The following is a 15,718-nucleotide window of genomic DNA, read 5'->3' as shown; positions in this document are numbered from 1 at the left end:
TATTCCTTAATTTTTGTTTATCACTATTCAATTGGTTTATCTAAAGAAAGAAATCCACCTCTAATTTTACTAGCTTCAATGCTAGGATAATTTGGTATTAAATCAAGTAGGATTTCGACCGCCTCATCTAAAAATGCATCAGGTTGTTTATAATCTTTAGGCAAATCTTTTAATTTAGTAATTTGTGCTAACCCAGCACGATTTAAACGTTCATTCATCCTTTTTAAATCACGATCATCGTTAGCTTTTTGTTCTGTTTCTCGCTCATTTTTATTCAAAGAAACCAAATATTCATTATCTTTTTTATCATTAAATCGCTTAATATCCTCTTCAATATAATTAAATTCAGGATTATTAGCAATACGAGCTTGATGCTGAGATTTTAAGTTAGCTAGCAATGGTTTAATATTAGCAACAGTGAGATAATCAGCGGATGGAATTTTATCCCACGGCATAGCATTATCTAAGAAGCGTTCTCCAGTTTCATCAACATATTGACTTTTCGTCATCTCGATATCAGGTACGACACCTTTTAACTGAGTACTTCCACCGTTAATACGGTAAAATTTTTGTACCGTGTATTGCGCACCACCAAGTTCTGGCCATTTAGGATGCAATCTGGCATCTACTGGGTATGAAATATTACGAGAAGTTTGTACTGTACCTTTACCATAGGTAGTTTCACCAACAATAACAGCTCGACCATAATCTTGCATCGCTGCTGAAAAAATTTCTGATGCTGATGCACTATAACGATTAATCATGACAACAATTGGGCCAGCATATTCAATACCTTTATTTTTATCATTGTAAGTGGTGATCTTCTGTAAATTATCACGTACTTGTACAACTGGACCACTATCGATAAATAATCCTGTTAATTCAATTACTTCAGCTAATGAACCACCGCCGTTATCACGTAAATCGATAACCAAACCTTGTAATTTTGCGCTATTGGCTTCTATAATTAAAGATTCAACTTTTTTGGTTAAACCAATATAAAAACTCGGTATTTCAATCACACCGATTTTTCCACGGCTATTATCGATAGTTTTTAATTTAGCTTCACGATCTTCAAAATGAATTTTATCACGAGTGATTTCAATCACTTTCGGTTTACTGTTATTACCAACGGGTAAAATTTCTAATTTAACTACGGTATTCTTAGGTCCACGTATTTTGTCAACGATATCGTCTAAACGCCAACCGATGACATCTTCAATTGCAGAATTACTTTGTCCTACCCCAATAATTCTGTCACCGACTGATAATAATTTACTTTTCTCGGCTGGGCCACCAGTCACAAAAGACATAATAACAGTATAATCATCTTGTTGGCTAAGCGTTGCCCCAATACCTTCAAAGGAAAGACTCATTTCTGAATCAAAATCGCGTTTTTTACGTGGCGCTAAATAACTGGTATGAGGATCAATTTCTCGCGCAAAGGCATTCATAAATACTTGGAAACAATCTTCATTATTGGATTGAACAATGGTTTTTAATACTCGTTGATAACGTTTGGTTAGAACTTCACGAATTTGGCCTTCATTTTTACCAGTTAAAGATAAATTTAACTCATCATATTTAACTCGTTTATCCCAATATTCATCAAGCTCTTTTTCAGAGGTTGGCCACGCCATATCTTCACGCTTGAAATTTATTTGGTCTTTAGTATTAAAGTCCATCGGACGCTGTAAGACCTCAAGCGCATATTGGTAACGATTATAACGTTTTTGCAAGAAAAGATTGTAAATATCGTATGCAGTTTTTAAATCGCCATCCATGAGTTCTTGCCCCAATTGTTCCTGGCGATTACGAAATTTATTTACATCATCTTGAAGAAAGATGGTCTTATTACCATCTAACAATTTGAAATAACGATCGAAAATTTTAGCAGAAAAAGCACCATCTAACGAAAAGTCACGGTAATGTGATTGCGTAAAAAAATTGGTCACACGTTTGGCAACCACTTGATGTACTTCGTCTTGCTTTAAAACAGGAATTTGTTCAGTTGCCGACGTTTTGGCCTGAGCGGCAGTACTAATTATGCATAAAATGAGACCGAATTTAACAAAACTTTTCAGTAGCTTATTCATATAAATTCTCTATCTGTTAATAATATGCTCAGGTTTGACCATTAATTCCATTCCAGCGCCTACTTTAACTTTGATATGTTCCTTTTCAATTGTGATGATTTGTCCTTTTATTGGTTTATTACCAACATTAACTTTGACAAAATCACCTAATTTCAAAGCTCGTGGCTTTCTAGCCGGTTTTGGGGCCGCTTTACGTTTTTGTTTTGCTCGTTCTTTAGCTTGTTCTTTGCTTTCTTTCAATTGCTGTTGAGCATGTTCCTCTTGTTCTTTGGTGATAACTTCAGTTGGGTTACCATCTAAATCAACTCGATGTGTGCCTTCTTTTATACTATATAGATAACGCCACCCCATTGTGTAACCTCTTAATGCAACACGGAGTTTCGTTTTACTTAGTACTTCACTATTTTCAAGACGAGAAAGAATATCTTGAAAGATGCCAATTTTTAAAGGTTTGGCTTCCCCTTCAATTGTAAAACAATTCGGAAACTGTTGAGCTAAATAAATAATAATCTCTTTACTATTCGTTAATTGAAACTGATTTTCCATTGGTTATTCCATAGTAGCAACTAAAATTTTCTGACGTTAAAGTATATATCAGCTTATACAATAACACTAATTATCTTTTTTATGTTTATTAATAAAGGTAATGAAATCTTTAATACCATTACGCATTAGCCATGAACTGACAATTGTTCGTTCTTCAGTAGATAACTGCTCAAATGCAGTTATCCAAAGTTGTAGTGGATCAATCGGCGAAACCACATAAGTCGCACTTTCTTCTTCAAGACATAAAGCTTTTTTCACATCTATCGATAAACTACTTATATGATATTCAAGTGCTTTACCACGAACACCAGATCGTTTTCGAGAAGTCCACTTTTCAGCTCTTGCTTTACGGTTAATCCCTTGTGTTGTTGAAGGCATTCCAGCAATGCTTAACAATTCTTTGGGAGAAAACCATTCTTTCATTTTAATTACCCTACTTTTAAGAAACAAGAAAAAAGTTATAGAAATTAAAGAAACTTTGTTACAATAATAAGAAACAACTTATTAATGATGTTAAAAGTTAAATTATAAACTTACTGGTTTTGATAACATGAAAGCATAACATAGATATTTAATGTTATAAACTAAGAAGGAAGAAAAAATGGAAATAAAATCTAACGACTGGCACAAAGCAGATATAATTGCAGCATTAAAAAAGAAAGGCACAACTCTAGCAGAACTATCTCGCAAATCAGGTTTAAGTTCATCAACATTAAGCAATGCATTGGTGAGACCATGGACCAAAGGAGAAACGATTATAGCCAAAGCACTTAATTTGAAACCTTCGCAAATTTGGCCTAGTCGTTATATTAATTCCATGACAAAACAACCAATTAAACGAGTATTAAGAAAAAAACGAGACGATACCGCATAAAACAATAAATAGATATAAATATCTTATCCATTTTAAAAACAATTGGAAACATCAAGAAACATTATATGTTTCCATATATTCATTTTATCTTTTTATGTTAATAATTGCTGTTAATTGCTATTGTTGAAATCTTTGATTTCGTCATTTTCTACAACTGTAAAGCTATGTTATGATTAGCTATCTTTTGTTAAAAATCATAATTAATAGGCAATAACCCATGAAAAACCTTAGTAAAATCTTGATCGTTCTTTTTTCAATATTGGCATTAGCAGCATGTTCACAAAAAAATTATTATGAACAAGGTACTCCTCTTAATCACGAAAAGGTGAATAAAATAGTGGAAGGATCAACTACTGAAGCACAGCTTTTACATATATTTGGTGAACCAACAGCTAAAACAGTTATCAATAGTAATGAAACTAAATGGACTTATAAATATCTGAAAAAGAGTTCAACTAGTCACGTTTTATTAGGTGAAACCAATTACAATATTCTTGAAGGTACATTAGAAGTTATTGTTAACCAAGGTGTGGTGACTTGGTTTAACTATGATCAAAATAATAAACAGAAAAAATGGTAATTCTCATTACGTATTAAGTAAGGCACATCACATTGATGTGCTTTTTGCTTTATTTTCTCTGACTACACGGCTTATTCAGCAAACACTAATTTAATTATGCTTAAATTAATACTTTTGCACAGATTGCAGCCATAATACTTATTCTGTTCTGGACAAAAATAACGATTAGGTTATACTCTTTGCCGAAATTAACCAGACAATCGCTGCTTTGTTGTAGTCCTTTGCAAAAGGGAGACAAACAGAGGGGAGGAAAGTCCGGGCTCCATAGGGCAGAGTGCCAGGTAACGCCTGGGGAGTTTTGGCGAGAGCTAAAATTCACGACTAGTGCAACAGAGAGTATACCGCCGATGGCTTAGTAATAAGATCAGGTAAGGGTGAAAGGGTGCGGTAAGAGCGCACCGCGCAACTGGTAACAGTTGTGGCACGGTAAACTCCACTCGGAGCAAGGTCAAATAGGGATTCATTGGCGCGGCCCGCGTTGAATCCGGGTAGACTGCTTGAGCTAATGCGTGAGTATTAGCCTAGAGGAATGATTGTCCACGACAGAACCCGGCTTATCGGTTAATTTCGCTCTTTTACTTTTCTGTTGTATCTTGTTTCACTTGCTTTTTATTATTCAACCAACGTTTAAATGCTAGCCAAATTGTAAAAAGCAAACCCAATAGCAATAAAATTACCGGTATTAACATAAGCAACGACATGATTTGCTTTTCATAGGTTTTAAAAACTGGTGATAAGCCGAATAGATAACCTAATGTAACAATTAAGAAAATCCATAATGTCGCACTAATCCAGTTATAGATATGAAACTTGCGGCTATGTAAACCCGATAATCCCGCCATCATCGGTAATAAAGTACGCACAAATGCAATAAATCGTCCGATAAATAAGGCTTGTAATCCGTATTTATGAAATAAAACTTCCGATTTACGATGATATTTTTCGGGCAAATGTGCCATCCAATTTTGCACAATTTTAGTATTGCCAAGCCAGCGCCCCTGCGCATAACCAAGCCATGTACCAAATGCGGCGCCCGCAATTAGAATTAAGTTTATTAGCCCAAAATGAAAAACATCAAGACTAATCAATACACCGGTTAGAAACAGTAAACTGTCTCCCGGTAAAAAGGCTGCCGGTAATACACCATTTTCTAATAAAATGATAACAAAAAGCATGCCATATAATATCCATAACACATCTGGATTTGAGAGTGTTGCAAGATCCATATGAACAAATGCTTGATAGAGTGTAATGATTGTATCCATTTAGCTTAATTTCTCATTAATGTATTATTGTTAGTGGTTAATAGTACCACCTACTGTTAAATTATTCACTTTTAAAGTCGGTTGTCCAACACCAACCGGTACACTTTGCCCTGCTTTACCACAAACGCCAACACCTGAATCTAATTCTAAATCATTCCCTACCATTGAAATCTGTTGCATAGTTTCAATACCAGATCCAATGAGTGTTGCACCTTTAACCGGCGTAGTAATTTTACCTTTTTCAATTAAATAAGCTTCTGAAGTTGAAAAAACAAATTTACCCGAAGTTATATCAACTTGCCCACCAGCAAAGTTAGGGGCATATAAACCATAATCAACACTTTGAATAATATCATCAAAGCTCGATGTCCCTGCAAGCATATAGGTATTTGTCATTCTAGGCATTGGTAAGTATGCGTAACCTTCACGACGACCATTACCAGTCGAAAGACAATTCATTAATTTTGCATTAAGCTTATCAAACATATAACCTTTTAAAATGCCATTTTCAATTAATACCGTTTTTTGGCTAGGTGTACCTTCATCATCAATAGAAAGCGAACCTCGACGATTAGCGATGGTACCATCATCAACTATCGTACAAAATTCTGAGGTAACTTGTTGACCAATTTTACCGGAAAATACCGAACTATTTTTACGATTAAAGTCACCTTCTAATCCATGACCTACTGCCTCATGTAGTAATACGCCGGGCCAACCTGCGCCTAACACCACTGGCATAGTGCCTGCCGGTGCAGGCTTAGCTGAAAGCAATACTAAAGCTTGGCGCACCGCTTCGCGAGTATAACTATCAATATGGCTTTCACCTGTTTTAACGTTAGTCGTTAAAAAATAGTCATAACCAAATCTGCCACCGCCACCACTGCTACCTCGTTCACGTTTACCATCTTGTTCTACAAGAACTGATACCGATAAGCGAACTAATGGACGAACATCCGCACATAAAGTACCATCAGTAGCCGCAATTAAGATATCTTCATAACTACCAATTAAGCTTGCCGATACTTCGATTACTCTTGAATCGAGCGATCGAGCTAATTTATCCACTTGCTGTAATATGGCAATCTTTTGTTCTTGAGCAAAACTGTTTATTGGATTTATCGAAGGATAGAGCGTAATATTTTCCGCAGTTTTAAATGGTGTAACTGCTATAGGCGTTTGCTGTTTAGTAATTGAATTAGCAGCCAATACACTTTGTTCTAAGCGAGCTAATGATAATTGATCGGTATAAGCAAAACCTGTTTTTTCACCAATAATTGCTCTCACACCTACACCTTGATCACGATGGAAAGAAGCATTTTTGATTATACTATCTTCAAGTGACCAACTTTCATAATAACCGGATAGAAAATATAAATCACCAAAATCAATTTTTCTTGAACTTAACATATCAAGTAAATTCGCTATATTTTGTTGATTTAAGTTATTTGGGTGGAGTAACCTTTCACTCACTTGAGTTACTTTCATAAATTCCTTAATTTACTGATTATAAAAATAAAAAAATTTGTTTCTGACTATCACTTATCAATAGATTTTACTTAGTTTTATGGTTAATACAATTAAACTAATTACATAAGTACAACATCATACTGTTCTTGTATATAAAGTGGTTCAACTTTTACTTCAACTCGTTTACCCACAAAGACTTCAACTTCGGCTAAAGCATGAGACTCATCATTGGTTAATGCATTAGCTACTGCGGCTGATGCATAAACTAAGAAGTACTCCGAGCGATGAGCTTTATAAACACGGACAATCTCACGCAATATTTCATTACATACTGTCTCGACAGATTTAACAATACCACGACCTTTACAAGAGGGACATTCTTCACAAAGAATATGGCCAATACTTTCACGTGTACGCTTACGTGTCATTTCAACTAACCCTAAACCAGAGAAAGTATTAACGGATGTTCGTGCTCGATCTTTAGCTAAAAAATCTTGTAATGATTGTAATACCCGCTCACGGTGAATATCTTCTTGCATATCGATAAAATCGATAATAATAATGCCACCTAAATTACGTAATCTTAATTGGCGAGCAATTGCAATCGTTGCTTCGATATTGGTATTGAAAATGGTTTCTTCTAAATTACGATGACCGACAAATGCACCAGTATTGATATCAATGGTAGTCATGGCTTCGGTTTGGTCGATAATCAAATAACCACCAGATTTTAATTTAACTTTTCTATCTAGTGCTCTTTGAATTTCATTTTCAATATCATAAAGATCGAAAATTGGAATATTGCCACGATAATGGGTTAGTTTACTAGTTACTTCAGGCATAAATTCCTGAGTAAATTCAAGTAACAAGTCATAAGTTAATTTCGAGTCAACTAATATACGTTCGATTGGATCACCAACGAAATCTCGTAATACTCGTTGCGATAAAGCTAGCTCTCCATATACTAAATTTTTACTAACCGGACGAGCCATTCTTTCTTGAATTTTTGTCCATAGCCGTTTTAAAAAATTAGCATCTTGTTCAAGCTCATGGGCGTTTGCCCCTTCTGCCGCGGTTCTAACAATAAAACCGCCTTCATCAGAGACATACTGTTCAACGATTTTTTTCAGCCGTTCTCGCTCTTCTTCAGATTCTATTCGTTGCGATGTAGCAACATGAGTCGAATTTGGTCCTGGCATTAAAACTAAATACCGTGAAGGTAAAGTTATGTCAGTAGTCAACCTTGCACCTTTAGTTCCTAAAGGATCTTTAACCACTTGCACCATTAAATCTTGACCTTGGCGAACCAGTTCAGAAATATCTTTAACTTGAAATTGCTCTTGATCGCTATCGGAGACACATTCAGTATGTGGCATAATATCTGAAGCATGCAAAAAAGCAGCTTTTTCAAGCCCAATATCCACAAAAGCGGCTTGCATACCAGGTAAAATACGAATTACCTTTCCTTTGTAAATATTGCCAACAATTCCGCGACGTGACTCACGGTCAACATGGATCTCTTGTAAAATACCGTCTTCAATATAAGCAACACGAGTCTCTGAAGGTGTCACATTCATTAATAATTCAACAGACATAATGATTCCTTTTTAATTGATAGCAAAGTTCCGTCTTATTATTCGTAAGAATAGATAAATCACTATCCATAGTAGCCCATCAACACAACTAGATACTAAAATTAAAGGCGAAATCGTTATGGTGTGATAAATAGTAACCTGAAACATAAATACTAAAAAATTGTAACAAAGTGATACAGCAAAGATGACAATTGCTTGCTGCCAGAGCGCTAAATTACGAATTAATTGAAATTTAAATAGTAGCAAGTAAGCCATACAGGAAAAAATAAACGCATGAATACCGAGAATAGATCCGGAAAATAGATCCAAGACTATGCCTAGTATAAAAGCCATGCCCATTCCAATGCGATGAGGAAGTGCTATTAACCAATAAGCCATAATTAACATTAATAAATGCGGTTTAAGCATATTATAATCAGCTGACCATGGAATAATCTGCACACATAAACCAATCAACAGTGTTAACCAGATAATCAAAATACTAAATCGATTATTCCCCCTCATGCTTTACTCCTTGCTCGCCCCATAGTAATAATAAATAGCGTAAACGTTTTAAATCCGCAGTAGGTGTAGCAGAAATAATTGGAGTTGAATCACTAATATCAAGTTTCACTGAGCTTACCACAGCCACTGGATAGCCTTCAGGGAAGCGACCATCAAGTCCCGAAGTAACTAAAACATCACCAACTTTGATATCAACATTGTTAGGTAAAAAATCAAGGGTTAAATCATTACTACATCCATTACCAACTGCCACCATAGAAATATCGTTTCTTAGTACTTGTACAGGGATTGCATGTTGATAATCACAGACTAATATCGCACGGCTGGTTGATTGGGCTGTTTGATAAATTTGTCCAACAATTCCTTTCTCATCTACAACTGGTTGGCCAACATAAACACCATTATTTTTCCCCTTATTGATCACAACTTGATAAATATAAGGATCAGTATCAGCCAGTAAAACTTGAGCAGCCATTTTATGTTCATCATGCCTTAACGGTGAGCCTAATAATCCTCTAAGGCGATCGTTTTCATGTTTTAAATGTTCAAGTAATAGTAGATCACTTTTCTGTTGCATTAATGTTTCTTGCAATTTGGTATTTTCATTAATTAATGCTTCTTGTGTTTTTGACATTTCATAAAGGGAGTCAAATGATGATTTTGGCGCATTTGAAACATTATAAAGTGGTGAAATTATGGTATCTAAATAATAACGAACCTCTTTAAAAGGACGATAATTAATATCTAATACGATTAGCACCAGAGCGAGTGTTAGTGCAATAAATAATTGTACACTCAAAGGCGAACGCTTAGAAAAAAGTAATTTCATTGTTCAGTATTTACCTGTTATATACTTAGTAGCTAACTATTCTAATATATGACTCCGCCGACAATGTCGGCGGATAAAATGAAATAGTTGGTTACTTATTAGTAATTATTTAATGTTATTCTTCACTAAAGAGATCACCACCATGCATATCAACCATATCAAGTGCTTTACCACCACCACGCGCTACACAAGTTAGTGGATCTTCAGCGACAACAACATGGATACCAGTTTCAGCGGATAACAATTTATCAATATTACGTAATAATGCACCACCACCAGTTAATACCATACCATGTTCAGAAATATCTGAAGCAAGTTCTGGCGGACATTGCTCAAGTGCTACTTTAACCGCGCTGACAATGCCACTTAATGGCTCTTGCAATGCTTCTAATATTTCATTTGAATTTAAGGTAAAGCTACGTGGTACACCTTCAGCTAAATTACGACCACGCACCTCAATTTCAAGTACTTCATCACCAGGATAAGCACTACCGATAAAGTGCTTAATTTTCTCAGCAGTTGCTTCACCAATTAATGCACCATAATTACGACGAACATAATTGATAATTGCTTCATCAAAGCGGTCACCACCAATACGTGCCGACGCAGAATAAACCACACCATTTAACGAAATAACCGCGACTTCAGTTGTACCACCACCGATATCAACCACCATTGAGCCAGTCGGTGCTGAAACAGGTAAATCAGCGCCAATAGCCGCAGCCATTGGTTCTTCAATTAAATAAACTTCACGTGCGCCAGCACCTAATGCTGATTCACGAATAGCCCGGCGTTCAACTTGAGTAGCACCTACAGGTACACAAACTAGTACACGCGGACTTGGTCTTAAAAAACTATGACTATGAACTTGTCGGATAAAGTACTGTAACATTTTCTCAGTTACGGAAAAGTCTGCAATTACACCATCTTTCATTGGTCTAATCGCTGCAATATTACCAGGTGTTCGTCCTAGCATCTGTTTCGCAGCATGGCCAACTGCAGCAACACTTTTAGGTGTTCCAGAGCGATCTTGACGAATGGCAACAACTGAAGGTTCGTTAAGTACAATGCCTTGCCCTTTAACATAAATAAGCGTATTGGCTGTACCTAAATCAATCGATAAATCATTTGAAAACAAGCCGCGAACTTTTTTGAACATAATAAAAACTCTTCCTAGAATTAATCTTGTTTGTATATATTTGAGTATTTAGAAGCAAACTAAGGCATCTACAGAATATATATTTCTAAATTTTATCCGATAAATAAGAGATTATTTAGCAGATAAAAACCACAGCCAGCCTCAATTATAATTAAGGGTTACTATTGTATCGCAATTCTAAAATAATACCTAGAAAATAGTATAACAAGTGTTTGTAAAGGAGATATATAATGACAAATTACGATTTACAGTGTATCCTTCCGCGTTAATGTTGAGTTACAAACTTAGTATCGTATTAAAAGGTAACTTTTAAAGTATTAAGTATACATTAAAATAATTTTTATTTATTTCAAATAAACACGGTGTAATTCATGGATATACGCAAAATTAAAAAGTTAATTGAATTAGTAGAAGAGTCAGGTATTTCTGAACTTGAAATTTCTGAAGGTGAAGAATCAGTTCGGATTAGTCGAGCTATGCCTGCCGCAAACTATTCTGCGCCAGTGCAAAATATTCAAATTCCTCAACCAACTCCAGTTGTGGTTGCCCCAACGGTTGAAGCAGAAGTCATCGCAGATACCAATACAATTAATGGTACAACAATAAAATCACCAATGGTTGGTACATTTTATCGTACCCCTAGTCCGGAATCGAAAGCATTTGTTGAAGTCGGCCAATCGGTAAATGTTGGTGATGTGCTTTGCATTGTTGAAGCGATGAAAATGATGAACCAAATTGAATCAGAAAAAGCAGGGACTATTAAAGCTATCTTAGTTGAAAATGGTCAACCAGTTGAATTCGATCAACCGCTATTCATTATTGAATAATCAGAAATTATTTATTAACTTAGACGATTAAGAGATTGAATATGCTTGATAAAATTCTTATTGCTAACCGCGGAGAGATTGCTCTTCGCATCTTACGAGCATGTAAAGAACTTGGAATTAAAACTGTCGCTGTTCACTCTTCGGCAGATAAAGATTTAAAACATGTTTTACTTGCAGACGAAACGGTTTGCATTGGTCCAGCAGCTTCTGCCAAAAGTTATCTTAATATCCCTGCCTTAATTTCTGCCGCCGAAGTAACTGGCGCAGCAGCTATTCATCCAGGATATGGTTTTTTATCTGAAAATGCAGACTTTGCTGAACAAGTCGAACGTTCTGGCTTTATATTTATTGGTCCAAAACCAGATACTATCCGCTTAATGGGCGATAAAGTATCGGCAATTGAAGCAATGAAAAAAGCCGGTGTACCTTGTGTTCCTGGTTCTGATGGTCCACTTGGTAGCAATATGGACACAAATAAACAGATTGCGAAAAAAATTGGTTATCCAGTGATTATTAAAGCATCTGGCGGTGGTGGTGGCCGCGGAATGCGTATTGTTCGAGAAGAAAAAGACCTCGAACAATCAATCAAAATGACTAAACTTGAAGCGAAAACAGCGTTTAATAATGACATGGTTTATATGGAAAAATTCCTTGAAAACCCACGTCATATTGAAATTCAAGTGCTATCTGATGGTCAAGGTCATGCCGTTTACTTAGGCGAACGTGACTGTTCAATGCAACGACGCCATCAAAAAGTCGTTGAAGAAGCACCGGCTGTTGGCATCACACCAGAAATGCGTAAATTCATCGGCGAACGTTGTGTAAATGCATGTATTGAAATTGGTTATCGTGGTGCAGGTACTTTTGAATTTTTATTTGAAAACGGTGAATTCTATTTCATTGAAATGAATACCCGTATTCAAGTAGAACATCCAGTTACTGAAATGGTGACAGGCGTTGATCTAATTCGTGAGCAGATTCTTATTGCTGCTGGGCAACCTTTATCTATCAAGCAAAGCGATATTGAAATTAAAGGTCATGCCATTGAATGTCGAATAAATGCTGAAGATCCAAAAACGTTTATGCCATCTCCAGGTAAAATCACTCGCTTCCATGCACCTGGTGGGTTTGGTATTCGTTGGGAATCTCATATTTATGCTGGTTATGCGGTACCACCTTATTATGATTCAATGATTGGTAAGTTAATCGCTTATGGAGAGACTCGAGAAGTTGCTATTGCCCGCATGAAAAATGCATTAGCAGAACTGGTTATCGATGGAATAAAAACCAATATCGAACTTCATATAGAAATTATGAATGATGAAGGCTTCATGAAAGGTGGCACAAACATTCATTATTTAGAAAAGAAATTAGGTATTTATGAGTAAAAATAAGCCCTCACTACGTTGAGGGCTTATTGCTGTATAGAAGTAAATAAAGTATAGGTAACACATATGAAGAGTTGGAAAAAAACCGCTGAGGAAATCTTAACATTAGGCCCTGTTGTACCGGTTATTGTTATTGAACGTTTAGAAGATGCTGTTCCATTAGCAAAAGCATTAATTGCTGGAGGAGTTAAAGTTCTAGAGGTTACATTAAGAACTGAATGTGCACTTGATGCCATTAAAAAAATCATCAAGGAAGTGCCTGAAGCTGTAGTTGGTGCAGGAACAGTAACCACTGTTGAACAACTTAAACAAGTAACTGAAGCTGGTGTTGAATTTATTATTACACCAGGGATTACAGATTCAATTTTAAAAGCAGCAGTTGAAGGGACAGTTCCTGTTATTCCAGGAATAGCAACAATTTCAGAATTATTAACCGCTCAAGAATATGGTTTGACTGCATTAAAATTCTTCCCAGCAGAAATCAATGGCGGTGTTGCGGCGTTAAAAGCTTTTGCCGGTCCTTGTGGTTATATGAAGTTTTGCCCAACTGGCGGTGTAAATCCGAAAAACTATCGCGATTATCTAGCTCTTGATAATGTACTATGTGTTGGTGGAACTTGGTTTATCCCTACCGATGCAATAGCTAAAGGTGATTTTGCTAAAATCACTGAAATGGCCAAAGAAGCGGTTGCCGGTGCTCAATAATACTTTCCCGCCGACATTGGTCGGCGGTTTATTTTGATTCGCTATTCTTTTAATTAACTTCTAAGTCCTCTGCCACTTTCAATAAATTTCCACGCTAACAGATATAATATACTGACAAACAGTAATAACATTGAAAAAGTAATTATCAATGACACATCACTAACACCTAAAAAGCCATAACGAAAACCATTAATCATATAAACAATTGGATTAAGTTTAGAAACCCATTGCCAAAAAGTAGGTAACATGGTGATTGAATAAAACACGCCCCCCAAATAAGTTAATGGAGTCAGTACAAAGGTCGGAATAATGCTAATATCATCAAATGTTTTGGCAAATACAGCATTTAATAACCCTGCTAATGAAAACAAAATTGAGGTTAGTAATAAGGTGAAAATGACAAAAGGCCATGAATAAACTTGGTATCTTACAAACAATAGCGACACAATAGTAACTAAAACGCCTGTTAATAAGCCACGCATGACGCCGCCACCGACATATCCCAAAATAATAATATGAGTAGGCACTGGTGCAACTAATAGCTCCTCAATATTACGTTGAAATTTAGCACTAAAAAATGAAGAACAAACGTTAGTATAAGAGTTTGTAATTACCGACATCATAATTAGACCTGGGACAATAAATGCCATATAGCTAACCCCCCCCATGTCTCCAACTCGAGAACCAATCAAATTACCAAAAATAACAAAATAAAGTGACATAGTAATAACTGGAGGAATCAATGTTTGGATCCAAATCCTTAAAAATCGGGTAACTTCTTTACGCCAAATACTTTTTAAGGCAATCCAGTATAAATTATTCATCAATAGCTCCTTTAGCTTTTGTATCGTTATGTAATAAATCTACAAATAATTCTTCTAATCGATTGGCTTTATTACGAACACTAATCACTTTAATATCTTGTTGATTGAGTTGTTCAAATAGTTGATTTAATCCATGTTGTTTATCTACTTTAACCTCTAACATTCCTGACTCAACATCCGTAAAAGTATAACCATTTAGCGCAATAGGTGTAGCGGTCGGAACATAATCAATAACAATGGTTTCAGACTGACTTTTAGCTAACAAATCACGCATTGATGAATTAGCAACTAATTCACCACGCTGAATAATACCTATGTGGCGACATAGCATTTCAGCTTCTTCCAAATAGTGAGTCGTTAATATAATGGTAATACCTTGACGATTAATTTCTCGTAGAAAATCCCACATAGAACGGCGTACTTCAATATCAACCCCTGCGGTTGGTTCATCAAGAATGAGTAATTTTGGTTCATGGATAAGTGCTCTAGCTATCATCAGCCGTCTTTTCATTCCGCCAGATAACATACAGGCTCGACTGTGTCGTTTATCCCACAAATCCAAAATACGTAGATATTTTTCTGCTCGTTGCAAAGCTAATTTGCGTGGCAAGCCATAGTAACCACCTTGATTAGTAACAATTTGTAAGACTTCTTCAAATTGGTTAAAATTGAACTCCTGCGGGACTAGACCTAATTGCCTTTTTGCATTAACAACATCGCTGTCTAAATCATATCCAAAGATTTTAACCTGCCCAGAGGTTTTGGTAACTAAAGAACTAATTATACCAATGGTGGTTGATTTACCTGCACCATTAGGACCGAGCAAAGCGTAAAAATCCCCTGCTTGCACGGTTAAATTAATTCCTTTTAATGCTTCTACACCATTTTTATATTTTTTCTTGAGCGCTATGAGCTCTAGTGCGGGCGTTGATGACATAAAATGAATCCTAATTCTATAATTTGTTATTTATATAATATGATATCATGTTTGACCAATCGACAATATTGTTATGATTTTAAGATTAATTCAATTTTTAATGCTATCAATATAATGAT

General features: G+C 35.7%; 16 protein-coding genes and 1 other RNA gene. 6 read left to right on the top strand and 11 right to left on the bottom strand.

From position 1 onward, the window contains the following. Window positions 1–23: 23 nt before the first annotated feature. The 3 genes from prc to H3S74_RS05625 all read right to left on the bottom strand — a co-directional run bounded on the left by prc (window position 24) and on the right by H3S74_RS05625 (window position 3,065). The gene (gene prc, locus H3S74_RS05635) at window positions 24–2,096 is read right to left on the bottom strand and encodes a carboxy terminal-processing peptidase (protein ID WP_110447295.1); all 2,073 of its coding nucleotides are present in this window, start codon (window positions 2,094–2,096) and stop codon (window positions 24–26) included. Window positions 2,097–2,105: 9 nt separating this feature from the next. After that, on the bottom strand, window positions 2,106–2,642 hold the full coding sequence (gene proQ, locus H3S74_RS05630) for an RNA chaperone ProQ (protein WP_110447294.1): 537 nt from the start codon (window positions 2,640–2,642) through the stop codon (window positions 2,106–2,108). A 66-nt stretch (window positions 2,643–2,708) separates the two neighbouring features. Next, on the bottom strand, window positions 2,709–3,065 hold the full coding sequence (locus H3S74_RS05625) for a DNA-binding protein (protein ID WP_110447293.1): 357 nt from the start codon (window positions 3,063–3,065) through the stop codon (window positions 2,709–2,711). Window positions 3,066–3,243: 178 nt separating this feature from the next. Between H3S74_RS05625 and H3S74_RS05620 the strand changes: the two genes are divergently transcribed. The 3 genes from H3S74_RS05620 to rnpB all read left to right on the top strand — a co-directional run bounded on the left by H3S74_RS05620 (window position 3,244) and on the right by rnpB (window position 4,669). Next, a complete protein-coding gene (locus H3S74_RS05620) occupies window positions 3,244–3,516 on the top strand; it encodes a helix-turn-helix transcriptional regulator (RefSeq protein ID WP_110447292.1) in 273 nt (90 codons plus the stop codon). Between the two features lie 217 nt (window positions 3,517–3,733). Further along, entirely contained in the window at window positions 3,734–4,096 is a 363-nt protein-coding gene (gene bamE, locus H3S74_RS05615) for an outer membrane protein assembly factor BamE (RefSeq protein WP_110447291.1), read from the top strand. 184 nt (window positions 4,097–4,280) lie between these two features. Further along, an RNA gene (gene rnpB, locus H3S74_RS05610) (RNase P RNA component class A) lies at window positions 4,281–4,669 on the top strand. A 2-nt stretch (window positions 4,670–4,671) separates the two neighbouring features. On the opposite strand, the gene H3S74_RS05605 is transcribed toward rnpB, so the two are convergent. The 6 genes from H3S74_RS05605 to H3S74_RS05580 form a co-directional block, all read right to left on the bottom strand. After that, window positions 4,672–5,361 carry a DedA family protein gene (locus H3S74_RS05605; protein WP_110447290.1) on the bottom strand — a complete coding sequence of 230 codons (690 nt, stop codon included), beginning with the start codon at window positions 5,359–5,361 and terminating at the stop codon, window positions 4,672–4,674. A gap of 30 nt (window positions 5,362–5,391) precedes the next feature. After that, the gene (gene tldD / locus H3S74_RS05600; RefSeq protein WP_198247437.1) at window positions 5,392–6,849 is read right to left on the bottom strand and encodes a metalloprotease TldD; all 1,458 of its coding nucleotides are present in this window, start codon (window positions 6,847–6,849) and stop codon (window positions 5,392–5,394) included. A gap of 101 nt (window positions 6,850–6,950) precedes the next feature. Next, window positions 6,951–8,426 (bottom strand): ribonuclease G, encoded by a 1,476-nt coding sequence (gene rng, locus H3S74_RS05595; protein WP_110447288.1) that lies wholly within the window; start codon window positions 8,424–8,426, stop codon window positions 6,951–6,953. 12 nt (window positions 8,427–8,438) lie between these two features. Next, window positions 8,439–8,930 (bottom strand): rod shape-determining protein MreD, encoded by a 492-nt coding sequence (gene mreD / locus H3S74_RS05590; RefSeq protein ID WP_198220811.1) that lies wholly within the window; start codon window positions 8,928–8,930, stop codon window positions 8,439–8,441. Beyond that, the gene (gene mreC / locus H3S74_RS05585) at window positions 8,917–9,759 is read right to left on the bottom strand and encodes a rod shape-determining protein MreC (protein WP_198247436.1); all 843 of its coding nucleotides are present in this window, start codon (window positions 9,757–9,759) and stop codon (window positions 8,917–8,919) included. The genes mreD and mreC overlap by 14 nt, the downstream gene beginning before the upstream one ends. A 115-nt stretch (window positions 9,760–9,874) precedes the next feature. Next, on the bottom strand, window positions 9,875–10,918 hold the full coding sequence (locus H3S74_RS05580; RefSeq protein WP_065562215.1) for a rod shape-determining protein: 1,044 nt from the start codon (window positions 10,916–10,918) through the stop codon (window positions 9,875–9,877). Window positions 10,919–11,289: 371 nt separating this feature from the next. Between H3S74_RS05580 and accB the strand changes: the two genes are divergently transcribed. From accB to H3S74_RS05565, 3 genes are all read left to right on the top strand, one after another. Beyond that, window positions 11,290–11,745: an acetyl-CoA carboxylase biotin carboxyl carrier protein gene (gene accB, locus H3S74_RS05575; protein WP_110447285.1), complete on the top strand. Its 456-nt coding sequence runs from the start codon at window positions 11,290–11,292 to the stop codon at window positions 11,743–11,745. 41 nt (window positions 11,746–11,786) lie between these two features. Continuing rightward, complete coding sequence (gene accC / locus H3S74_RS05570; protein ID WP_110447284.1) at window positions 11,787–13,133, top strand: acetyl-CoA carboxylase biotin carboxylase subunit; 1,347 nt, start codon at window positions 11,787–11,789, stop codon at window positions 13,131–13,133. A gap of 66 nt (window positions 13,134–13,199) precedes the next feature. Next, window positions 13,200–13,838, top strand: coding sequence for a bifunctional 4-hydroxy-2-oxoglutarate aldolase/2-dehydro-3-deoxy-phosphogluconate aldolase (locus tag H3S74_RS05565; RefSeq protein WP_198247435.1), 639 nt, complete (start codon window positions 13,200–13,202; stop codon window positions 13,836–13,838). A 53-nt stretch (window positions 13,839–13,891) separates the two neighbouring features. Here H3S74_RS05565 and H3S74_RS05560 read toward each other — a convergent pair whose 3' ends face one another. After that, entirely contained in the window at window positions 13,892–14,662 is a 771-nt protein-coding gene (locus H3S74_RS05560; protein ID WP_198247434.1) for an ABC transporter permease, read from the bottom strand. After that, window positions 14,655–15,599 carry an ABC transporter ATP-binding protein gene (locus H3S74_RS05555; RefSeq protein ID WP_198200680.1) on the bottom strand — a complete coding sequence of 315 codons (945 nt, stop codon included), beginning with the start codon at window positions 15,597–15,599 and terminating at the stop codon, window positions 14,655–14,657. The genes H3S74_RS05560 and H3S74_RS05555 overlap by 8 nt, the downstream gene beginning before the upstream one ends. Window positions 15,600–15,718: the final 119 nt, after the last annotated feature.

Source organism: Gilliamella sp. W8126, from assembly GCF_016102185.1.
Taxonomy (GTDB): Bacteria; Pseudomonadota; Gammaproteobacteria; order Enterobacterales; family Orbaceae; genus Gilliamella; species Gilliamella apis_A.
This window is presented reverse-complemented; position numbering and strand designations above follow the sequence as displayed.